Below are 15,728 nucleotides of genomic sequence, written 5' to 3'. Positions count from 1 at the left end.
GCCATGCCTTCCGGATCCACAGCGACACCATGCCAAAAAGGTCCCCGAAGTTTAAGACATCCAACGCGTAGGTTCGACGCCGGGCCGGGAGAGCAGGCCAGGCAGAGGGAGGAAACATGAACATGGAACAACGGATGGCCGCGCCGTCGCCGGCCGTCGATACCCAAGCTGAAATCAGCGCCCGCCTAGAACGGCTACCAGTGACCCGGGAGGTCTTCTGGGCTCGAAATATCGTCGGCGCAGCGACGTTCTTTGACGGTTACACCGTCATCGCCATAGCCTATGCCATGCCGGTTCTTGTCCGCGAGTGGGGTTTGACCCCGGGACAGACGGGAATGATCTTGTCGATGGGCTACCTAGGGCAGTTGATCGGCGCCATTTGCTTTGGCTGGCTTGCCGAACGGATCGGCCGTCTCAAAGTGCTGCTATTCACCATCCTGCTATTCGTCAGCATGGACGTCGCATGCCTTTTTGCGGCCGGTGCCGGCATGATGATGGCATTTCGTTTCATCCAAGGTATCGGAACCGGCGGAGAAGTTCCGGTTGCAAGTGCCTATATCAACGAGTTGATCGGCTCGAAGGGGCGGGGCCGCTTCTTCCTGCTGTATGAGGTGTTGTTCTTGCTCGGCCTCGTCGGTGCGGGCTTGATCGGCTACTTCATGGTCCCGGTCTACGGCTGGAAGGCGATGTTCGTCGTCGGCCTGGTCCCTGCGATCCTCATGATCCCGCTGCGTTGGTTCCTCCATGAATCACCGCGCTGGCTGGCCGCCAACGGTCGCTATGAGGAAGCCGACCGCATCGTCACCAAGTTGGAGAACAGTGCCCGCGCTGCCGGCAAGGAACTGCCGGAGCCGAAAGTCGTGGCCGCCCCCGTCCGCCGCAAATCCGACTGGCGCGAACTTTTCCAGGGCATCTACCTCAAGCGCACACTGTCGATCTGGGCCATGTGGTTCTGCGCCTATATGGTTGCCAATGGAACGATCACCTGGCTTCCGACCCTCTATCGGCAGACGTTCAAACTGCCGCTTGAAACCAGCATCTTCTACGGCTTTGTCACTTCGATCGGCGGTGTGATCGCGGCCGTTATATGCGCACTGCTCATCGATAAAGTCGGCCGCAAGCGCTGGTACACGGGTGCACTTCTGATCGCGCCGATACCGCTTGTCATCCTCGCCTGGCTGGGTGCGACATCACCGATCCAGGTTCTGATCCTCGCCGGTCTCGCCTACGCCATCGTCCAGACTGTGACCTTCTCGCTCTACCTCTATTCAGCAGAGATCTACCCGACCCGTCTTCGTGCCATTGGCACGGGTACAGGCAGCGCCTGGCTGCGTCTCGGATCCTCTGCGGGGCCTATCGCTGTAGGCTGGGTCATGTCATCGATGGGCATCCAGTATGTCTTTGGCGCTTTCGCAGCGATCCTTCTGGTTGGCGCCCTGGTCACGGTCCTCTTTGCGGTTGAGACCAAGGGCCAGGTCCTGGAGGAACTTTCGCCGTGACAACCTGAAACGTCAGCGATCAAAAAGACTTACGGATCGAAGGCTCGGTTTAAGATCGACCGGGCCTTGATCTTCTTTCTCCTTGGTAGGCGAACTCCGGCGGTCAAGCCGAGGGACATTCATTCCCGACCCGGATATCGACGCTCTGAAATTCACAGCCGGAATACTTAAAAATCCAGCGCGATGGGTCTTTGATGGGGGAATTGGTAGTGCGACCGATTCTCGCATACAGCAGGTCCTCCTTACAAAAATATACTGTCAGAGGCCGCAGTTGTACCGGGTATGGATCAGCGGCGACGCCCTCGATGTCGCCCTTATCGAAAGGATTTGGTTGAGGCGATGGCGATCGTGCGGCAACACGCTGGTCAGGCGGTCGTCCATGTTGGGCTGACTCAATATCCCGCTGGCGTGGGAGTCAAGGAACCGGCGGATCTGAAGCAGGACCTCGTCGATGCCTGCCAAAACCACCGCAAAGGCACGGGGGCATCGTCGCCCGAACACTGGCGCCAGCTCACATCATAGCCGTGGCGTCACCCACCTACCGTGCCCGATGTCCTGCCCGAACTGGAAAACGACAGCCTCGTCCTTGTCGTTGAGACAATCTGGCCCAACGTCTTTGCAACGGCCGTCGCTTGGTCGTTAATAAAAATGCGGCTCTTCCGGCGAAGTTTGGCATTTAAATATGGGAAAGTCGGAGGCAGATAGGGGTCTCCAAATGCAAGGTCGGAAGCGATTACAATTAGTATATCTAAAGTTATAGGGAGAATTCAAAAATGCTCGGCCATAATACACGCCGCAGCCCGACCTCAGTTTACGTACAAACGGCTCGCTCTTCTCAATTTAAGCGCCAATTCTCAATTCCTGCTATGCTAACTATTTGATATCAATGAAACGGGATTCTTACAACTAGCCGCCAAACGACACCGGCATATCGCAGGATCGCACATGGTTCGTTTCGCTTACTCATTCTGGCCTCGGCCGCTGCCGCATTCGTCGGCCCTCTTCCTTGCCTGCCAGCCATACCCCGACGCCGCTGTCCGTCCAGAGAAGTAATTTTACGATCCCTCATCGGGGATGTTGAGGACTTCCCCGCAGGCTTTGCAGTGCACAGCGTCGGCGTCGTGCCGCTGGAGACCGCAACGGTGGCAAGGGTAAGTCACCTTGTGGGGCCGGACAACCGCCTGGGCGAGCCTCACGAACAGCGAGATGCCCACGATCATCGTCACAACGGAAGTGAGCTTGCCGAGCGTTCCCGGGAGCGTGATATCGCCGAATCCCGTCGTTGTCACGGTCGCCACCGTGAAGTAGAGCGCATCGACGAATCCTTCGCCGCCCTCCCTGTTGTAGAAGAAGGACGTATAGACAAAACCCGTCGCCATGAAGAGAAACACGAGTAGGTTGATTACCGCTCTGACGACGTCGAGGAGGTGGGAATAGCCGGCCTTGCGCAACGCTTCCTTGAGCAATGGACTTCTGCCGATCGCCCAGAATCGCATGATCCGCAGAAAGGCGAAGTTGAAGAGCAGGTCCGGCAGCAGCAGCGTGGCCAGCACCACGAAATCGATCCAGGTCATCGGCCGCCGGATCCAATTCCGGACGGAAGGTGCGGCGACGGCCAGGACGGCCATCTCGGCGGCGATCCACACCGCGATCGCGTAGTCGATGATCAAATAGGAGGGTCCGGAACGGAGGTACGGCCCGAGAAGGAAGAAGGCAAGAATGGCGACGTCGATCACGGCGAAGATGAGCCGGAGGGTGAAGGCCTGTGCTCCCTCGGCCCTTTCGAGCCGTCGAAGAGCGTGCCGGAGTGATTCGCGGTGGGAGCCCACCTCGGCATTAAAGATTTTCATGCGGGGGATGTAGATCCTCCTTCGCTGATCCTCAAGGTGCCAAGTAATCTACTTTGCCGGACGAGCCCGCGCCCATCCAAGCGGACGGTCCCAGGTTGTCAGTATGTCCGAACCATCCCGCCGCTCCGGCGCCGATTAAGTGCCAGCGCGATCCCGATTGCGAAAGGAAGACACTTCCTAGTCTCTCATCAGCCGTCGCGCATTAAGCACATTTGCAGATCTCAAGCGCGGGAGAACGGGTGCTTGCAACGCTCGCATGGCAACCCTTCCCAGCGTAAAGTCCTGGACGACGATCGTGAAGATTACGATGGCATAGGTGGCCGCAAGGAGCGCCGAATTGAAGGGCGTCGTCGGCAAGGACAGCGCCAGCTCGATCGAAATGCCGCCTCTTAGGCTGCCAGTCAAGCATATGCAGCTGAAGGAGGGGATCGGTTGGGGCAATGTGCCGGAACCCATGGCGCGACGACATCGAGGCTGAAGACCTGCAGGCGCGCTCTGCCGGACTGCCCAATCGGCGCTTTGTACCCATGTGCAGGCCCTGGCACGGGAACTCGGCTGCCAGCTGTTCACCCGCTCGACCGGATGGTGGTATTGGCCAGGGCAGGGGAGAGCTTCCACGGGCGCGGCGAGAGGGCGTTATATCCTCGACCCCGCCCCGCAATGTTTTTGGAGCGTCGGCCTCTCCTGGGGAGGGTTTAGTTTCGGACGGCGATCGAGACCGCGGCGCCCCCCAGACCGACCGCAGCTCCCCGATTAAAGAGCCGCATCGTCGAAGGTGACTGAAAGGAGCGACGTGCCCTAGCACCTGCGATTGCGAACGGAAACTGTGCCGCGGACAGGACGACGGCTGTGATGAAAACGAGCGTGGCTCCATCCCAAAAAGTAACATCCTCAATGTTAAGCACTGTCGGCACAATCGAAATATAGAACAGGATGGATTTCGGATTGCCGATCGTCACCAGCACCCCCGAGACAAAGGCGCTGCGCCCTTCGCCATCAACGTCCTCGTCGTTGACATGTAGCCGTTCGCGAGCTGTCCAAAAACGAAATGCCAACCAGAAGAGATATGCAACGCCCACCCATTTGATGGCGATCAGGAGTACGCTGAACGTTTCAGCGATATAGGCGAGGCCCGCCAAAACGCTTATAAGATAAAGCGCGTCGCCCACCACCATGCCAGCAGTTGCCCATAATGCGCGCCTGTAGCCGCTTTTCAAGGCATGTGCGACGATCGCAACGATCTGAGGGCCTGGAATGATGGCGGCGACTGCCAAGGCGGTAGAATAGGCAATGAAACCGGACAGTGTCATCTGATTGAACCTGCTAACGGAGTTATAATCCGAGCTGACGTAGAGCGCATTTGTGGGCGAGGCAACCTAGTCTTGATCATCCGGTTTCGTTATCGGTGAGATAGGGCCGACGCCGCGGAATATTGAACACCAGCGCTGGCCAAAAAGTCTTCGGGTGGAATTCGGGAAGTCCCTTGACGATAGGACCGGCGGTACGATCGTCGATGACGAGTTCCGCTGTTGAGCTATAGTGAGATGTACGAGGAGGGTCGCGCCGAATGGGTTAGGTCGGCGAGACCTATCGCACCTCATGCCGCAGGACCTTCAAAACCTGCGACGATTAGATGGAACACCCCAGGCCCCTTACACCTTGTTCCAACGGGCAATGCCAGACGGATCTGTACGACCGTGAGGATGCGAAAAAAGGCCTGCGAGATGGAGGTGGGCGGTTGGAGGCCAGGTCGCCTCATGGCCGCGCAGCGATGAGGACTCCGGTTCCGATCATGGCGCCACCAGCGGTCCGGTTCAGGGCGCGGATCGCGCCCGCGGAGCGAAACCATCGCGAAGACGCCCCGGCAAGGACCGCGTAGGTTCCCATGGTGAGGGTGTTGACGCCGAAGACGACCATCATGATGATTGCGACGTCGAACGCGCTCAGCGAGCCCACATTAAGGATTAGCGGCATAAGGCTGGCGTGGAAAAGGATCGCTTTCGGATTTCCCAAGGCGATGGCAGCCCCCAATCCTAGCTGCCGCGTGGCACTGGCTGGCTGGACGCCCTCCGGAGCCTCGAACCCGCTTGCAGCCCTCCACATGCGGTAGCCAAGAAAGATGAGATAGCCCGCACCTGCATACTTCATCGCCGTGAAAAGCCAGGAAAAGGACTGGGCGATCGCGACCAGGCCTGCAAGCGCGATATTGACCAAAACGACGTCGCTCAGTGCTATACCCAGCCCGACGGTGAGCGCGGAGAATGTGCCACGGCTTACGCCGGTCGTAATGACGGCGAACATTGCGGGGCCGGGCGTGGCGACTGCCAAAAGAAGCGCAAGACAGTATGCGATAAGCGCAGTGACACTCATTCTGCGAGCTCCAATTTTCTTCAACGTCACCAGCACAAAGATCTAGCACAAGGCGCCGTTCAAACAATAACCGAGATGCCGCCAGCCATTCAGGCAATCGGTATGTAGACTGTGCGCCACCCAGATCGCCGAAATCCTTTGGCGGCAGGATCAATGATCATGCTGTTTCCTATGGTGCCGTTCGAGAGCCGCTTTACCCAATCGACGGCTTCGAGCGCATAGGGAGCGAACAGGAAGTCGCGGATAGCCTCGATCCGAATTCCCCCGCCAGTCGATCAGGATGAAATGCGTCGGCTTTTCCATCGGGCCGGTATTGTCAAAGACCCGCATTGCGGGCTGTCCTTCGACGGCGCCTTGGGAGAAGTGCGCCTCGCAAGAAAGGCATTTCGGCGACTACGCAGATCGAAGCAGCAGTCACGAGGCCATTGCGCGACCGGCGTCATTCCTTTGAACAGAGCTCCAACCCGGTGCGCCACCGGCCTGCGTTACTCTGCTAGAGGTTGCAGACAGAGCCGCTAACGGCGAGACGGAATCCCTTGACGACCACCGGATGCGGAGTGCTCGCCAAAACTTGGGCCAGGGTAGAAAACGAGAGATCAATCCGTCCATTATGCTACTATATGGCGTAGAATTCTTCAAATGTCCATATATTTGCAATCGCTAATAGTTATCGTGGTATCTTTTCATCTTTGCAAACACGTCGTATGGAGAACGCCTAAAGTAGTGAGCCGGTTAAACGAAACGCCTTTCAGTAGGCATAACTCCACCACGATCGACGCACGCAGGGGAGGTAATCATGGCGTTCACTTTGGAGGTCGTCGTCAAAGGGTTTCGGCCGAAGAGTGCCGACAACATCCGGGAAATCGATGTCTCGCCGCAACAGGCGAAGGCCTGGCGGGAGATTTTCTGCGCGTTGACGCAGCATTCATGGTCATCGGAAGCGTCAAATGACAGAGCCATTGATGACAAGCGCATGAACAATTTTATCGGCGACCATGCACGCACTGCATATTGCATCCACTAGGGTGCCCATCCCCAGGTCCTGACGTTCTCAAAGGACGGCACCGCCGCCCTTTGATTTGCATTCTGCGGCACTCTTGCCGATCCGAGTTTCAAAAAACGGAGCAGGGAATAGCTAATGTCTTCGATCAATTTCTTCGCACGCAACCGTTTCGTACGTCCTGACCCATCGAAGTCGTTCGACACGATCATCGATCAGACGCCGAAGAGCGGCAAAAAGAACGAGTTTCCACCCGCACTGCCGTGGAATGGCGGTCCGTCCGGCATCATCGAGCGCCAGGTGGAGCCGGGGCTTTGGCCATTCCGTATCTATGAGGAGGCGGGAATCGATCCGAAGGATAACAAGGCGCTGAACGAGCAAACGGCGGCGACACCCGAGCTCGATCCGAAGGCTTTCGGTAACCGGTCGTCTGCGAGCAAAGAGGCAGACAAGGCGCTGGAGCAGGGAGACGATGTTTTCGTCCTGAGCCCGGAACGGCTGGACCTGCTCGAAAAGCAGCGAACGGCACTCGGCACGGCCAGCGACAAGGCCAAGAGCGAGACCGATCGAGACAAGGCGAAGGACGATCTCGTGGTCGCGATCGCCGAGGAGGTCGATCTGGCCTCAAAAAGCCTCGGAACGCCGAAGTTCGGCACGGACAAGAACAACGACAAGAAGCTCGACGTGAGCGAGGTGAGCGATCTCATCCGCCCCATCGCCGAGCGGGCACCGGACGACCCGATCTTCATGGAGGCACTCAATCAGGTGCGCGACATGAAGGAGAAGGAATGGAAGGCCGACGGCAAGACCGACGATCAACTCGGACGCATCGCCAGCCTCGGCGACAAGAAGGACTATGACGCGGTCGCCAGGGAGACAAAGGATCAACTCATCGATGTTGCCCGCGCCGCCGGCAGCGAGGAGGGCGCACAGGTCACTGCGCTCACGAATCGCGCCTCGATCTATGCGGGCTACACCGCCGGCGACCCGGAGAAATACGGCGCCGCTCTGAAGTCGGGGATCAAGGACGCGCTTCAGGAGGTGCGTGTCGATCGCCACGTCCGCGATCTCGAAAGCGCCTATGGAAAGGGAGGCGTCGAGGGCGCCGAGAAATTCCTCGCCAAGCTCAGCGAGAAGACCGACCGCGCCCATGCGCTTCCGAGTTTCGATACCTCCGGCAAGGCATCGGGAGATATCAAGAAGCTGCTCGATCAATCGAGCGGCTCGCTGATCGCCTCGGACCCTCGCGTCCGCAAGATGATCGACCAGTCGATCGACAGCTTCGCCGCTTCGGGACTCGACGGAGACACCAAGGCAAAGATCAAGGCTGTGCAGGATCTCGCTGTTGCCTCGCAGAACATTCTTTATGGCGACGGCAAGAGAGCTGGTGCCGGCAAGGAGATCGTCGACCATATCGCCAATCGCCTCGTCGACAAGATGAATACCGATCTGCCCGGCAGCTCCATCAACGTGCTGTCGCATCAGCGGATCTTTGACATTTTGAGCAGCGAGGACGCAAAGGGCAGCGGCACGACGCTGTTGACCGCGATCGCGGCCCGCACGGCCGATCTCGGAAGTGCGAAGAGCGACGATCTGAAGGGCAAGGGCGAACTTGGCTACAATGAATATCTGGAGCAGAACTCCGACGCCCAATGGGCGGTCCGCCGCAGCATCGAGAATTTCGGCAATGTCTCGAAGGCGCAGGACGAGAAGATAACGACGGCCTACAACGAGCTCTATCACGGCCTGTCCGGCTGGAATGGCGTCAAACGCGACGAGCCGGTTTCGGGCGCCACGCAGCTTGCCCGCGACATGGAGGCGATCGACAACCTTAGCCCGGAGAACAAGCAGAAATCCAAGGATCTGGCGAAGGACGGCGAGGTCCGCCAGCAGCTCTGGGAGCAGCAGGAAAGCATCGATCTCGCCCTAAAGATCTACGAGACGCCGCTCAACAAGGTCGATGGCCTCAATACCGAGGCGCCGATACCGTCGCTGTTCGGCACCGGCATCATGATGACGAAATCGAAGTCGATCAGCGAGGCGATGAAGGGCCTTCCGGATATGCCGAAGAACGAAGGTCCGGATCCCTACGCCAATGTGGAAAAGGGCGCCGATCCTGCCGCTACCGGCACGATCTGGGTGGAGCGCTCGGCGCGTGCGCTCGCAACATTTGCGGTTACCGAAACGCTCAAGGGCCGTGTTGGCGATATCCACACGGCGCTTGCGGAGAACCGAATCCAATCCGCTTTCGCAAACGGTGGGGCTGGCTTGAGCAAGGCGGAGCAGGACGCCGTCACGAAGTATATCGAGGGGAAGGGGGACGACAAGAATCCCGACCTCAAGAAGTACGTCAAAGACGTGGCCGAGAAGATCGGCGAGGGCCGCCTCAAGGATATCGTGGCCGGCCGGATCCAAGCGACCGACGCCGAAAGGACCCAGATCCAGCAAATGGAGAGGCTCAATGTCGGGACCAATGTTATCAACAGGGTTTCGGGAGGAGGCAGCGCGATCCTGTTCGGGCGCAATCTCGACGCGCTGGGCACGACCGGCGACGACATGGTCTATTACGTGCCGCACACCATGATGATGATGACGGCGGCGAAGACCGCATTGATGCCGAACGCCCGCAAGATAATCCTTGGCAAAGGCCCTGACGTCCCGACGACGGCAGAAGCGAGGATCGACGCGATCAAGGAGCGCGTTAACAGCAGCGGTCTCTCATCAAGCCAGAAGAAAGTCTGGAGCGGCGCGTTGAATTCGGGGCATTTCCTTCGTGGCACTGGCATCGACGCGCTCTATGTCGGAGCGGATCTTAGCAACGCCATCATGCAGGGCACAGGTTGGATCGTCGGAGACAAGGCCGATGGTGTCAAGGCGACGGGCTACGGCATTGCGACCGTGAGTGATGCGATGTTCGCAGCCGCTGGTGGAGCCGGTGCGCTCGAAGCCAAAGCGGCGAACAACGGACTGGTGCGGCTCATGAACCGGCTCGGTCCGCTGAAGATTTCCGGCGTTGCGGCAGTGCTGCAGCTCGCCGGCGCCGGTATTGTCCAGGGCCGAAGCGCCTATAATGCCTCCCATACCTATGACAAGGCGGATGCGGACGCGATCCAGGTGATGTTCGGCGTGAAGGATCGCAAGGTCGCCGAGGGCCTGGCGGAACACAATGATCTTCTCGATGAAGGGGTCATGGGCATCCTGCAGACGGTCTTCCCAGGTGATGAACATTTGATGGGCGGAGACAAGGGGACGCGCAGTGCCGACGCTGTTCTGACGGGGACCTACGGCGCCGAGGGATATACGCGGGCACGTCTTGGCCAGCTCTTCAATCGGCTGACGCCGGAGCAGGCGACCGAATTGTCCGAAACCATTCGCGACATGACCGCCGATGGCAAGGGTAAGCTGCCGGCGACGCAGGACGACTTGAAATATCTCCAGCTTCCGGTCGATCCAGCAAAGGTGGATCTGTCAGACTACCCGACGGTGACATACAACGCTGAGCGCAAGCGCTACGAGGATTCCGTGACGACAATGTATTGGGACGGCAGCCAGTGGTGGATGCCGCAGAAGAAGGTTACCGCGGAGGATGCGATGCTGCCGAGCGACGATCCATTATGGTACCAACCCTCGGACGGGACGCTGATGCATGAAAATGCCTTTGCCTCGTACGTAGAGCCGCGCAGCACCGAGGGACTGAAGGCGTGGCTCAGACGAAAGGGTTATCTCTAAGCGCCCATAAACGGGTCGGGGCCTGCAGCGCCCACCGTCGCGGACGGGCGCTGCCGGCGGAAACACAAAGGCTGGCTTCAGAGACGATTGGCGAACCTTGCCGCCGCCCGAACCGGAAAATCCGAGACAAAACCGGGGATAACCCACGCACGGCTAAGGATAGGGCAGTGCGCCTTGGATTCGGCGTGCCTGTCGCGGAGGAAGCGGCGCGCTGCACGCGACGGCAAATTGCCAAGAAGGAGGAAGAGTTCTGATGACTGTTATGGAAAAGTCGCGACCGGACGATGCAACCGCCGTCTTCGACAAAAGAAGCTGGCTGGAGTCTCACGAGGCCGACTATCACAAGGCACTCGGCAATCGTCAGGTGCAGATGATCGCGATTGGCGGGGCGATCGGTACGGGATTGTTTCTCGGCGCTGGCGCCCGTCTGCAGGCAGCAGGTCCATCGCTGGCGATCGTCTATCTCGTTTGCGGCGCCTTTTCCTTTCTCATCCTGCGCGCGCTTGGCGAACTGGTGCTGCATCGGCCGAGCAGCGGCAGTTTCGTCTCGTATGCCCGTGAGTTTCTCGGCGAGAAGGCCTCCTTCGTGGCCGGTTGGATGTATTTTCTCAATTGGGCAATGACCGGCATCGTCGATATCACCGCCGTTGCTCTCTACATGCACTATTGGGATGTCTTCGCCGGCCTGCCGCAATGGGTCTCGGCGCTCGGCGCTCTGCTGATCGTCGGCTCGATGAACCTTGTCGGGGTCAAGTGGTTCGCCGAGATGGAGTTCTGGTTCGCCCTCATCAAAGTGTCGGCGATCTTGCTCTTTCTTGCCATTGGCTCGTTTTTCCTTGGAACCGGCATGGAGGTCGCCGGCAGTACTGCCGGTCTGCATCTGATCAGCGAGAACGGCGGCCTCTTCCCGAACGGTCTGCTTCCGGCGCTCGTGCTCGTGCAGGGTGTCGTCTTCGCTTTTGCCGGCGTCGAACTGGTCGGTACGGCGGCCGGGGAGTGTTCAGACGCGAAGACCATTCTACCGCGTGCGATCAACAGCGTGATCTGGCGCATCGCTGTGTTTTATGTCGGCTCGGTCGTGCTTCTCGTTTGCCTGCTGCCCTGGACCGCCTACAAGGCAGGAGAGAGCCCGTTCGTGACATTCTTCGGCGCGCTCGGCATACCCGGCATCGGCACGGTGATGAACATCGTCGTGCTGACTGCAGCCCTGTCGAGCCTGAACTCCGGCCTCTATTCCACCGGCCGCGTGCTGCGCTCGCTGGCGCAAGGTGGTTCTGCGCCGGCGTCGCTTGCAAGGATGAATGCGCAGGCGGTGCCGCATGTTGGCATATTGGTGACCCTTGCAGTCTACGTCTTCGGCGTATTGCTCAACTATCTCGTGCCCTCGCATGTGTTCGAGATCGTCCTCAACGTCGCCTCGCTCGGGATCCTGAGCACCTGGGGTTTCATTGTCGTTTGCCAGATGGCCTTCCGCCGGGCTGTTTCCCGCGGCGAAGTCGACGATGTGTCGTTCAAGATGCCCGGCGCTCCGGTCACGTCGTGGCTGACGCTCGCTTTCCTTTTCGGGGTTGTGGTGCTGATGGCGCTCGACTATCCGAACGGGACCTATACCGTCGCCTCTATTCCTGTCGTCGCGCTGGCGCTTTGGGGCGGATGGAACTGGGTCAGCAAGCATCGGCAGACGGAGACGCCGGCGACGCTGCCCGATGTGATGCTGGCGCAGCAAATGCGTCAGTGACCGCCATAGGGCCTCAAGGTGCGCCGTCAACTTGGTGGCGCCCCTTGATCTTAAAGGAAAGTCGTTTAGGCCACAGGAATTCCAATTCCCAATTCGACAAGAACCACGTCGATCTGCTTTGCCGAGGAAGGAGCGGCGTCGCCGTTTCTGATCTTGTCGGCCAGGCTCGGTATATAGACCTGCCCGCTGACGTAGCGCTCGTTCAATCGCTGCGCGACTGTGTAGCTCTCGTCCGAGCCGCCGGCCGCCGGCAATTTCGCCGGATCGCCGCCGAACTCGTCGAGCGTATGGTGCAGATTGTCGCGCAGCTTCTCCAGCCCTTCCTTCGGAATGCCGTTCAGCCAGTCGATAAAACGTTGGCGATCGGCCGGTTGGTCGAGACGATAGCCCTTCAGTTCCGCGTATCTGGCGAGGATCGGGACCGGACTATGGCCATCGCCGCTTTGATCGACGAGCGCGCCGGCGGCGATTTCGTTGAGGTTGGAATGGGCGAGGAAGCGCTTTGAGGTGTCGCTCATGTATTTGTTCGAGTCGCGTGTATCGGCAACGATCATCTGGCCAATCACGGCGGCCCCGACTATGACGAGCCCGGCGGGGCCGAACATCGTGCCGGTGCCGAGCGCCGCCATGATGGTTCCGCCGGCTGCTGCGGCTGAAAGGCTGCCCATGAGCGGGTCGCCGGCCTTGAAGTAGTCGAAGGCCACCCATGCATCGAACCCGCCGCTCAAGGCGCCAAGAAGCTTTACGGCCGGCCTGCCGCTGCTGCCGAAATGCCTGACGGCGGCCGAGTCGGTGTTGAGGCGGTCCATTCCGCCGAGAATCTCCACCGTTCGCTGGCCGAGCCCGACCGCATCGATCACCACTTTCAGATCGTTTCTGAGGGTCGGGTCGTTCTGCGCCACAGTCGCCGAATTTGCAACGCTCGCTCCCGTGGCCGCAATGCCGATCAGCCGCAGCATCTGGCCAGGGCCGGTCGTGTTCGCAAAAGACCTGACGCCGCTCGAACTCTTCAGATTGTTGAGGTCGTCGTTGAGGGTGGTCATCTTTGCGCGGGATTGCTCGACCGTCTCGCCCGGCTCGGGCAGGGACTTGGCGACCGCATCGATCGCCCGGTCCATGTCGGACTTGGGAATGCCGAGCATCTGCGAGAGCTTGCTTTGCTTCAGCGCCTCAAGACTGTTTTGGGCTTTACCAAGTGCGGCCGGATCGCCGGATTGCAGGTCGGCAAACGACGGCAGGACCTTGTGGCGGATGATCTGGGTCGTTGCCTCTTCGGCGAGCTTCCTGCCCCGATCGGTCAGGCGAGCCTGAGCGCCCATCAGGCTCAGCACAGCCGGACTGTCGAGCAGCGCCGGGTTCTTCTTCATCGCGATTTCGACCGCCATCGCGGTCTTTTCGTCCGACAAGATCTTGCCGATCTCGTCGTTAACGGCTTGCTGTTGCGAGGCGAGTTCCGGCGGCAGATTGCCGAGCGACGTCAATTGTTGCAGCAGTTTTTCGCCGCTGGCTGCGATGTTGTCTTCCAGGCGCTTTTCTGTTTTGGCCCATTCCGGCCCTTTTTCCTTCTTGTAGTCCTCGATCGCCTTGGCGAGTTGCTCGGGGGTCATGGTCCTTCCGTGGTTGGAAACCAGCCACTGCAGCTCCTGCATATGGGCCGAATAGGCAATGACGTCCTGGTTGACCTTGCCGGCGCCATATTGCTTCACGTTTGGAATGATGTTCTTGACGACGAAATCCGGTGAGACCGCCGCACTTTTGGCCGCGATGGCAATCGGGTAGTCGAGGCGGGAACCGTTGCTGATCGCCACTGGTACGGAGTTCGGGTGATAGCCGCCGATCTCGGCAAAGCGCTCGACGATTGCACCGGCGCCCGGACTGCCGCCGATGCGGTCGATGATCGTCATCATGTCAGCCTGGCCGTTCATTCCGATCAGGTCGCCGCCAATCTTTTCCTGCTTCCTGGTATTCGCCGCTTCGATGGTCGGCATGGCGGAAGAGACCAGCTCGACGGCCAGCCGCGGATCGGTGCCGGCGGTCAGCTTCTCGAGATTGGCCATCGTCGTTGCGGCATCGCCCTGATCGCTCATTTCCTTCCCAGGCTGGTAGTCTGCGAGCGGCTTCGCTGCCCAGTCCGCGGCCCTGTCGATCAGGGCCACCGCGTCCTCGGAGCGCACGAGAACGCGCTGGATCTCCGGCGTAGCAGAAACGTAGGACGAAGAGAGCTTACGGAACGCTTCGTCCGGCCGGCCGGCAGCGTTTGCAAGATCGATGATTGTGCGTGCCTTGGCCTCAGTGTCGACGCCGGCATGCGTCGAGGGGCGCAAGCTGACATTCAGCGCTTTGGCGGTATCTTCGATCGCCATCCGGGCGGGCGCCGCATCCGTCCACTCGCGGTCGTAAAGGCGTTGCAGCGCCTCGGATCGCTCCTTTTCCGGCAGCTTTTCGACGTGATTCTTGAGGTCCCTGGCGATCCCGCCGGTCTCCGCCTGATAGTCGATTTTCGGGTCGTCGGAATACTGGATCCGGTTGCCGCGATCATAGATCTCGTCCGCTATCACCGATCCCCCGTCCGTCTTCAGGCCGCGTTCCTCGATCGCCGCCTTGACGGCGTTGCCGGCCGGGCCTGCATCCAGCCAGTCGCTGTCGATCAGCCTGAGGGCTGCGGCCTGCCGCTCCGCCTTCGGCAGGTTGTCGAGATAGGCTCCGACGTCGCGCTGCATGTCCCTACCTTCGGCGGCATAGTCGATTTTCGAAGGGTCGTCGGCATAGGCGAGCTTGTTGCCGCGGCCATAGAGATCGCCGATGAAGGCGGCCTCGCCCTTGGGCACGCCTTTGCCGTCCACGGGACCTTGCGCGACGAGCTCGGGCGAGGTGAGCGGCACGATCACCACGTCATTGGGGTCGATCGCCGCCGTGTTCGCCGTCAATTTGATGCGGTTGGCGGCCATGAGGTCGTCGAGGCTGACATGGTTTTCCTTGGCGATCTGCGAGAGACTGTCGCCCTTCTCGACGACAATCACCTTCTCGGTACCAGGATCGATCGTCTTCGGCCCACCTTGCTCGGTCCGCTCGCGCACGGCCTGGTTGATCTGCGCGATGAAGAACCGGCGCTGCTCATCGGACACGCCAGTGGCGCGGCCGCCGCTTGCGTCGTAGCGGTTCTTGCCGTCGATATCGATGCGATAGGACATGGGGCGTGATCTCCTTGGCTTTATGCTGCACGCGAGGGATGCACATCCGGCGGAAGTCGCCGGAAGCAAAGATTGGTCTCTGGAATCAAGACGCTGGTCGTTGCGCGCGAGCGCGCGGGCCCACTATGGCGGGTCTGCTTAATGGTTTGATGACAAGGGCCAAGTTTCTTGCGTTGGGGGCGGAGGCCTTTATCGGGGGGGCGGTCCAAGGAGGGGGGGCCGCATCGCTGGGGGCTCTTTCCGGGCGGCGGGGGCTGCCACCATCGCGTGCCGGGGGCAGTTGGGGGAGGGGGCAGTGAGCACAAGGGCGAACAGGTGCTTGAGGGGCGGGCGAAGAGCAGACAACAGGCA

The 15,728-nt window shown here is 59.9% G+C and carries 9 protein-coding genes and 2 pseudogenes; 7 read left to right on the top strand and 4 right to left on the bottom strand.

Going from position 1 to position 15,728, the window contains the following annotated elements; translation table 11 throughout:
• Nucleotides 1-116 precede the first annotated feature (116 nt).
• Nucleotides 117-1,499 (top strand): MFS transporter, encoded by a 1,383-nt coding sequence (locus C9413_RS13550; RefSeq protein ID WP_040116157.1) that lies wholly within the window; start codon nucleotides 117-119, stop codon nucleotides 1,497-1,499.
• A gap of 333 nt (nucleotides 1,500-1,832) precedes the next feature.
• Nucleotides 1,833-1,979 (top strand): annotated as a pseudogene (locus C9413_RS13545) (conjugal transfer protein TraH); the annotation flags it as partial.
• A gap of 575 nt (nucleotides 1,980-2,554) precedes the next feature.
• Here C9413_RS13545 and C9413_RS13540 read toward each other — a convergent pair.
• A complete protein-coding gene (locus C9413_RS13540; RefSeq protein WP_040116155.1) occupies nucleotides 2,555-3,349 on the bottom strand; it encodes an ion transporter in 795 nt (264 codons plus the stop codon).
• A 316-nt stretch (nucleotides 3,350-3,665) separates the two neighbouring features.
• Between C9413_RS13540 and C9413_RS33285 the strand changes: the two genes are divergently transcribed.
• Nucleotides 3,666-3,827, top strand: coding sequence for a hypothetical protein (locus C9413_RS33285; RefSeq protein WP_246703748.1), 162 nt, complete (start codon nucleotides 3,666-3,668; stop codon nucleotides 3,825-3,827).
• 21 nt (nucleotides 3,828-3,848) lie between these two features.
• Nucleotides 3,849-3,973: pseudogene (locus C9413_RS33280) on the top strand (LysR family transcriptional regulator); the annotation flags it as partial.
• A 71-nt stretch (nucleotides 3,974-4,044) separates the two neighbouring features.
• Here C9413_RS33280 and C9413_RS13535 read toward each other — a convergent pair.
• The gene (locus C9413_RS13535; protein ID WP_040116153.1) at nucleotides 4,045-4,659 is read right to left on the bottom strand and encodes a LysE family translocator; all 615 of its coding nucleotides are present in this window, start codon (nucleotides 4,657-4,659) and stop codon (nucleotides 4,045-4,047) included.
• Between the two features lie 445 nt (nucleotides 4,660-5,104).
• Nucleotides 5,105-5,719, bottom strand: a complete 615-nt coding sequence (locus C9413_RS13530; RefSeq protein WP_040116152.1) for a LysE family translocator — start codon at nucleotides 5,717-5,719, stop codon at nucleotides 5,105-5,107.
• A 796-nt stretch (nucleotides 5,720-6,515) separates the two neighbouring features.
• Between C9413_RS13530 and C9413_RS13525 the strand changes: the two genes are divergently transcribed.
• The 3 genes from C9413_RS13525 to ansP all read left to right on the top strand — a co-directional run bounded on the left by C9413_RS13525 (nucleotide 6,516) and on the right by ansP (nucleotide 12,186).
• Nucleotides 6,516-6,743, top strand: a complete 228-nt coding sequence (locus tag C9413_RS13525) for a hypothetical protein (RefSeq protein ID WP_040116151.1) — start codon at nucleotides 6,516-6,518, stop codon at nucleotides 6,741-6,743.
• A 114-nt stretch (nucleotides 6,744-6,857) separates the two neighbouring features.
• Nucleotides 6,858-10,448, top strand: a complete 3,591-nt coding sequence (locus C9413_RS13520) for a hypothetical protein (protein ID WP_040116150.1) — start codon at nucleotides 6,858-6,860, stop codon at nucleotides 10,446-10,448.
• A 253-nt stretch (nucleotides 10,449-10,701) separates the two neighbouring features.
• Nucleotides 10,702-12,186, top strand: a complete 1,485-nt coding sequence (gene ansP / locus C9413_RS13515; RefSeq protein WP_040116149.1) for an L-asparagine permease — start codon at nucleotides 10,702-10,704, stop codon at nucleotides 12,184-12,186.
• Nucleotides 12,187-12,251: 65 nt separating this feature from the next.
• On the opposite strand, the gene C9413_RS13510 is transcribed toward ansP, so the two are convergent.
• Nucleotides 12,252-15,377: a LysM peptidoglycan-binding domain-containing protein gene (locus tag C9413_RS13510; RefSeq protein ID WP_040116148.1), complete on the bottom strand. Its 3,126-nt coding sequence runs from the start codon at nucleotides 15,375-15,377 to the stop codon at nucleotides 12,252-12,254.
• Nucleotides 15,378-15,728 lie beyond the last annotated feature (351 nt).

The organism is Rhizobium sp. SEMIA 4085 (genome assembly GCF_013004495.1).
Lineage (GTDB): Bacteria > Pseudomonadota > Alphaproteobacteria > Rhizobiales > Rhizobiaceae > Rhizobium > Rhizobium gallicum.
Note: the sequence above shows the minus strand (reverse complement) of the source record. Positions and strands in the feature narration are given on the sequence as shown.

What these genes read in the sequence shown, in the direction of transcription:
- C9413_RS13535 (WP_040116153.1), bottom strand. Translation starts at nt 4,659, where the DNA reads ATGACACTGTCCGGTTTCATTGCCTATTCTACCGCCTTGGCAGTCGCC.
- C9413_RS13510 (WP_040116148.1), bottom strand. Translation starts at nt 15,377, where the DNA reads ATGTCCTATCGCATCGATATCGACGGCAAGAACCGCTACGACGCAAGC.
- ansP (WP_040116149.1), top strand. Translation starts at nt 10,702, where the DNA reads ATGACTGTTATGGAAAAGTCGCGACCGGACGATGCAACCGCCGTCTTC.
- C9413_RS13540 (WP_040116155.1), bottom strand. Translation starts at nt 3,349, where the DNA reads ATGAAAATCTTTAATGCCGAGGTGGGCTCCCACCGCGAATCACTCCGG.
- C9413_RS13550 (WP_040116157.1), top strand. Translation starts at nt 117, where the DNA reads ATGAACATGGAACAACGGATGGCCGCGCCGTCGCCGGCCGTCGATACC.
- C9413_RS13530 (WP_040116152.1), bottom strand. Translation starts at nt 5,719, where the DNA reads ATGAGTGTCACTGCGCTTATCGCATACTGTCTTGCGCTTCTTTTGGCA.
- C9413_RS13520 (WP_040116150.1), top strand. Translation starts at nt 6,858, where the DNA reads ATGTCTTCGATCAATTTCTTCGCACGCAACCGTTTCGTACGTCCTGAC.
- C9413_RS13525 (WP_040116151.1), top strand. Translation starts at nt 6,516, where the DNA reads ATGGCGTTCACTTTGGAGGTCGTCGTCAAAGGGTTTCGGCCGAAGAGT.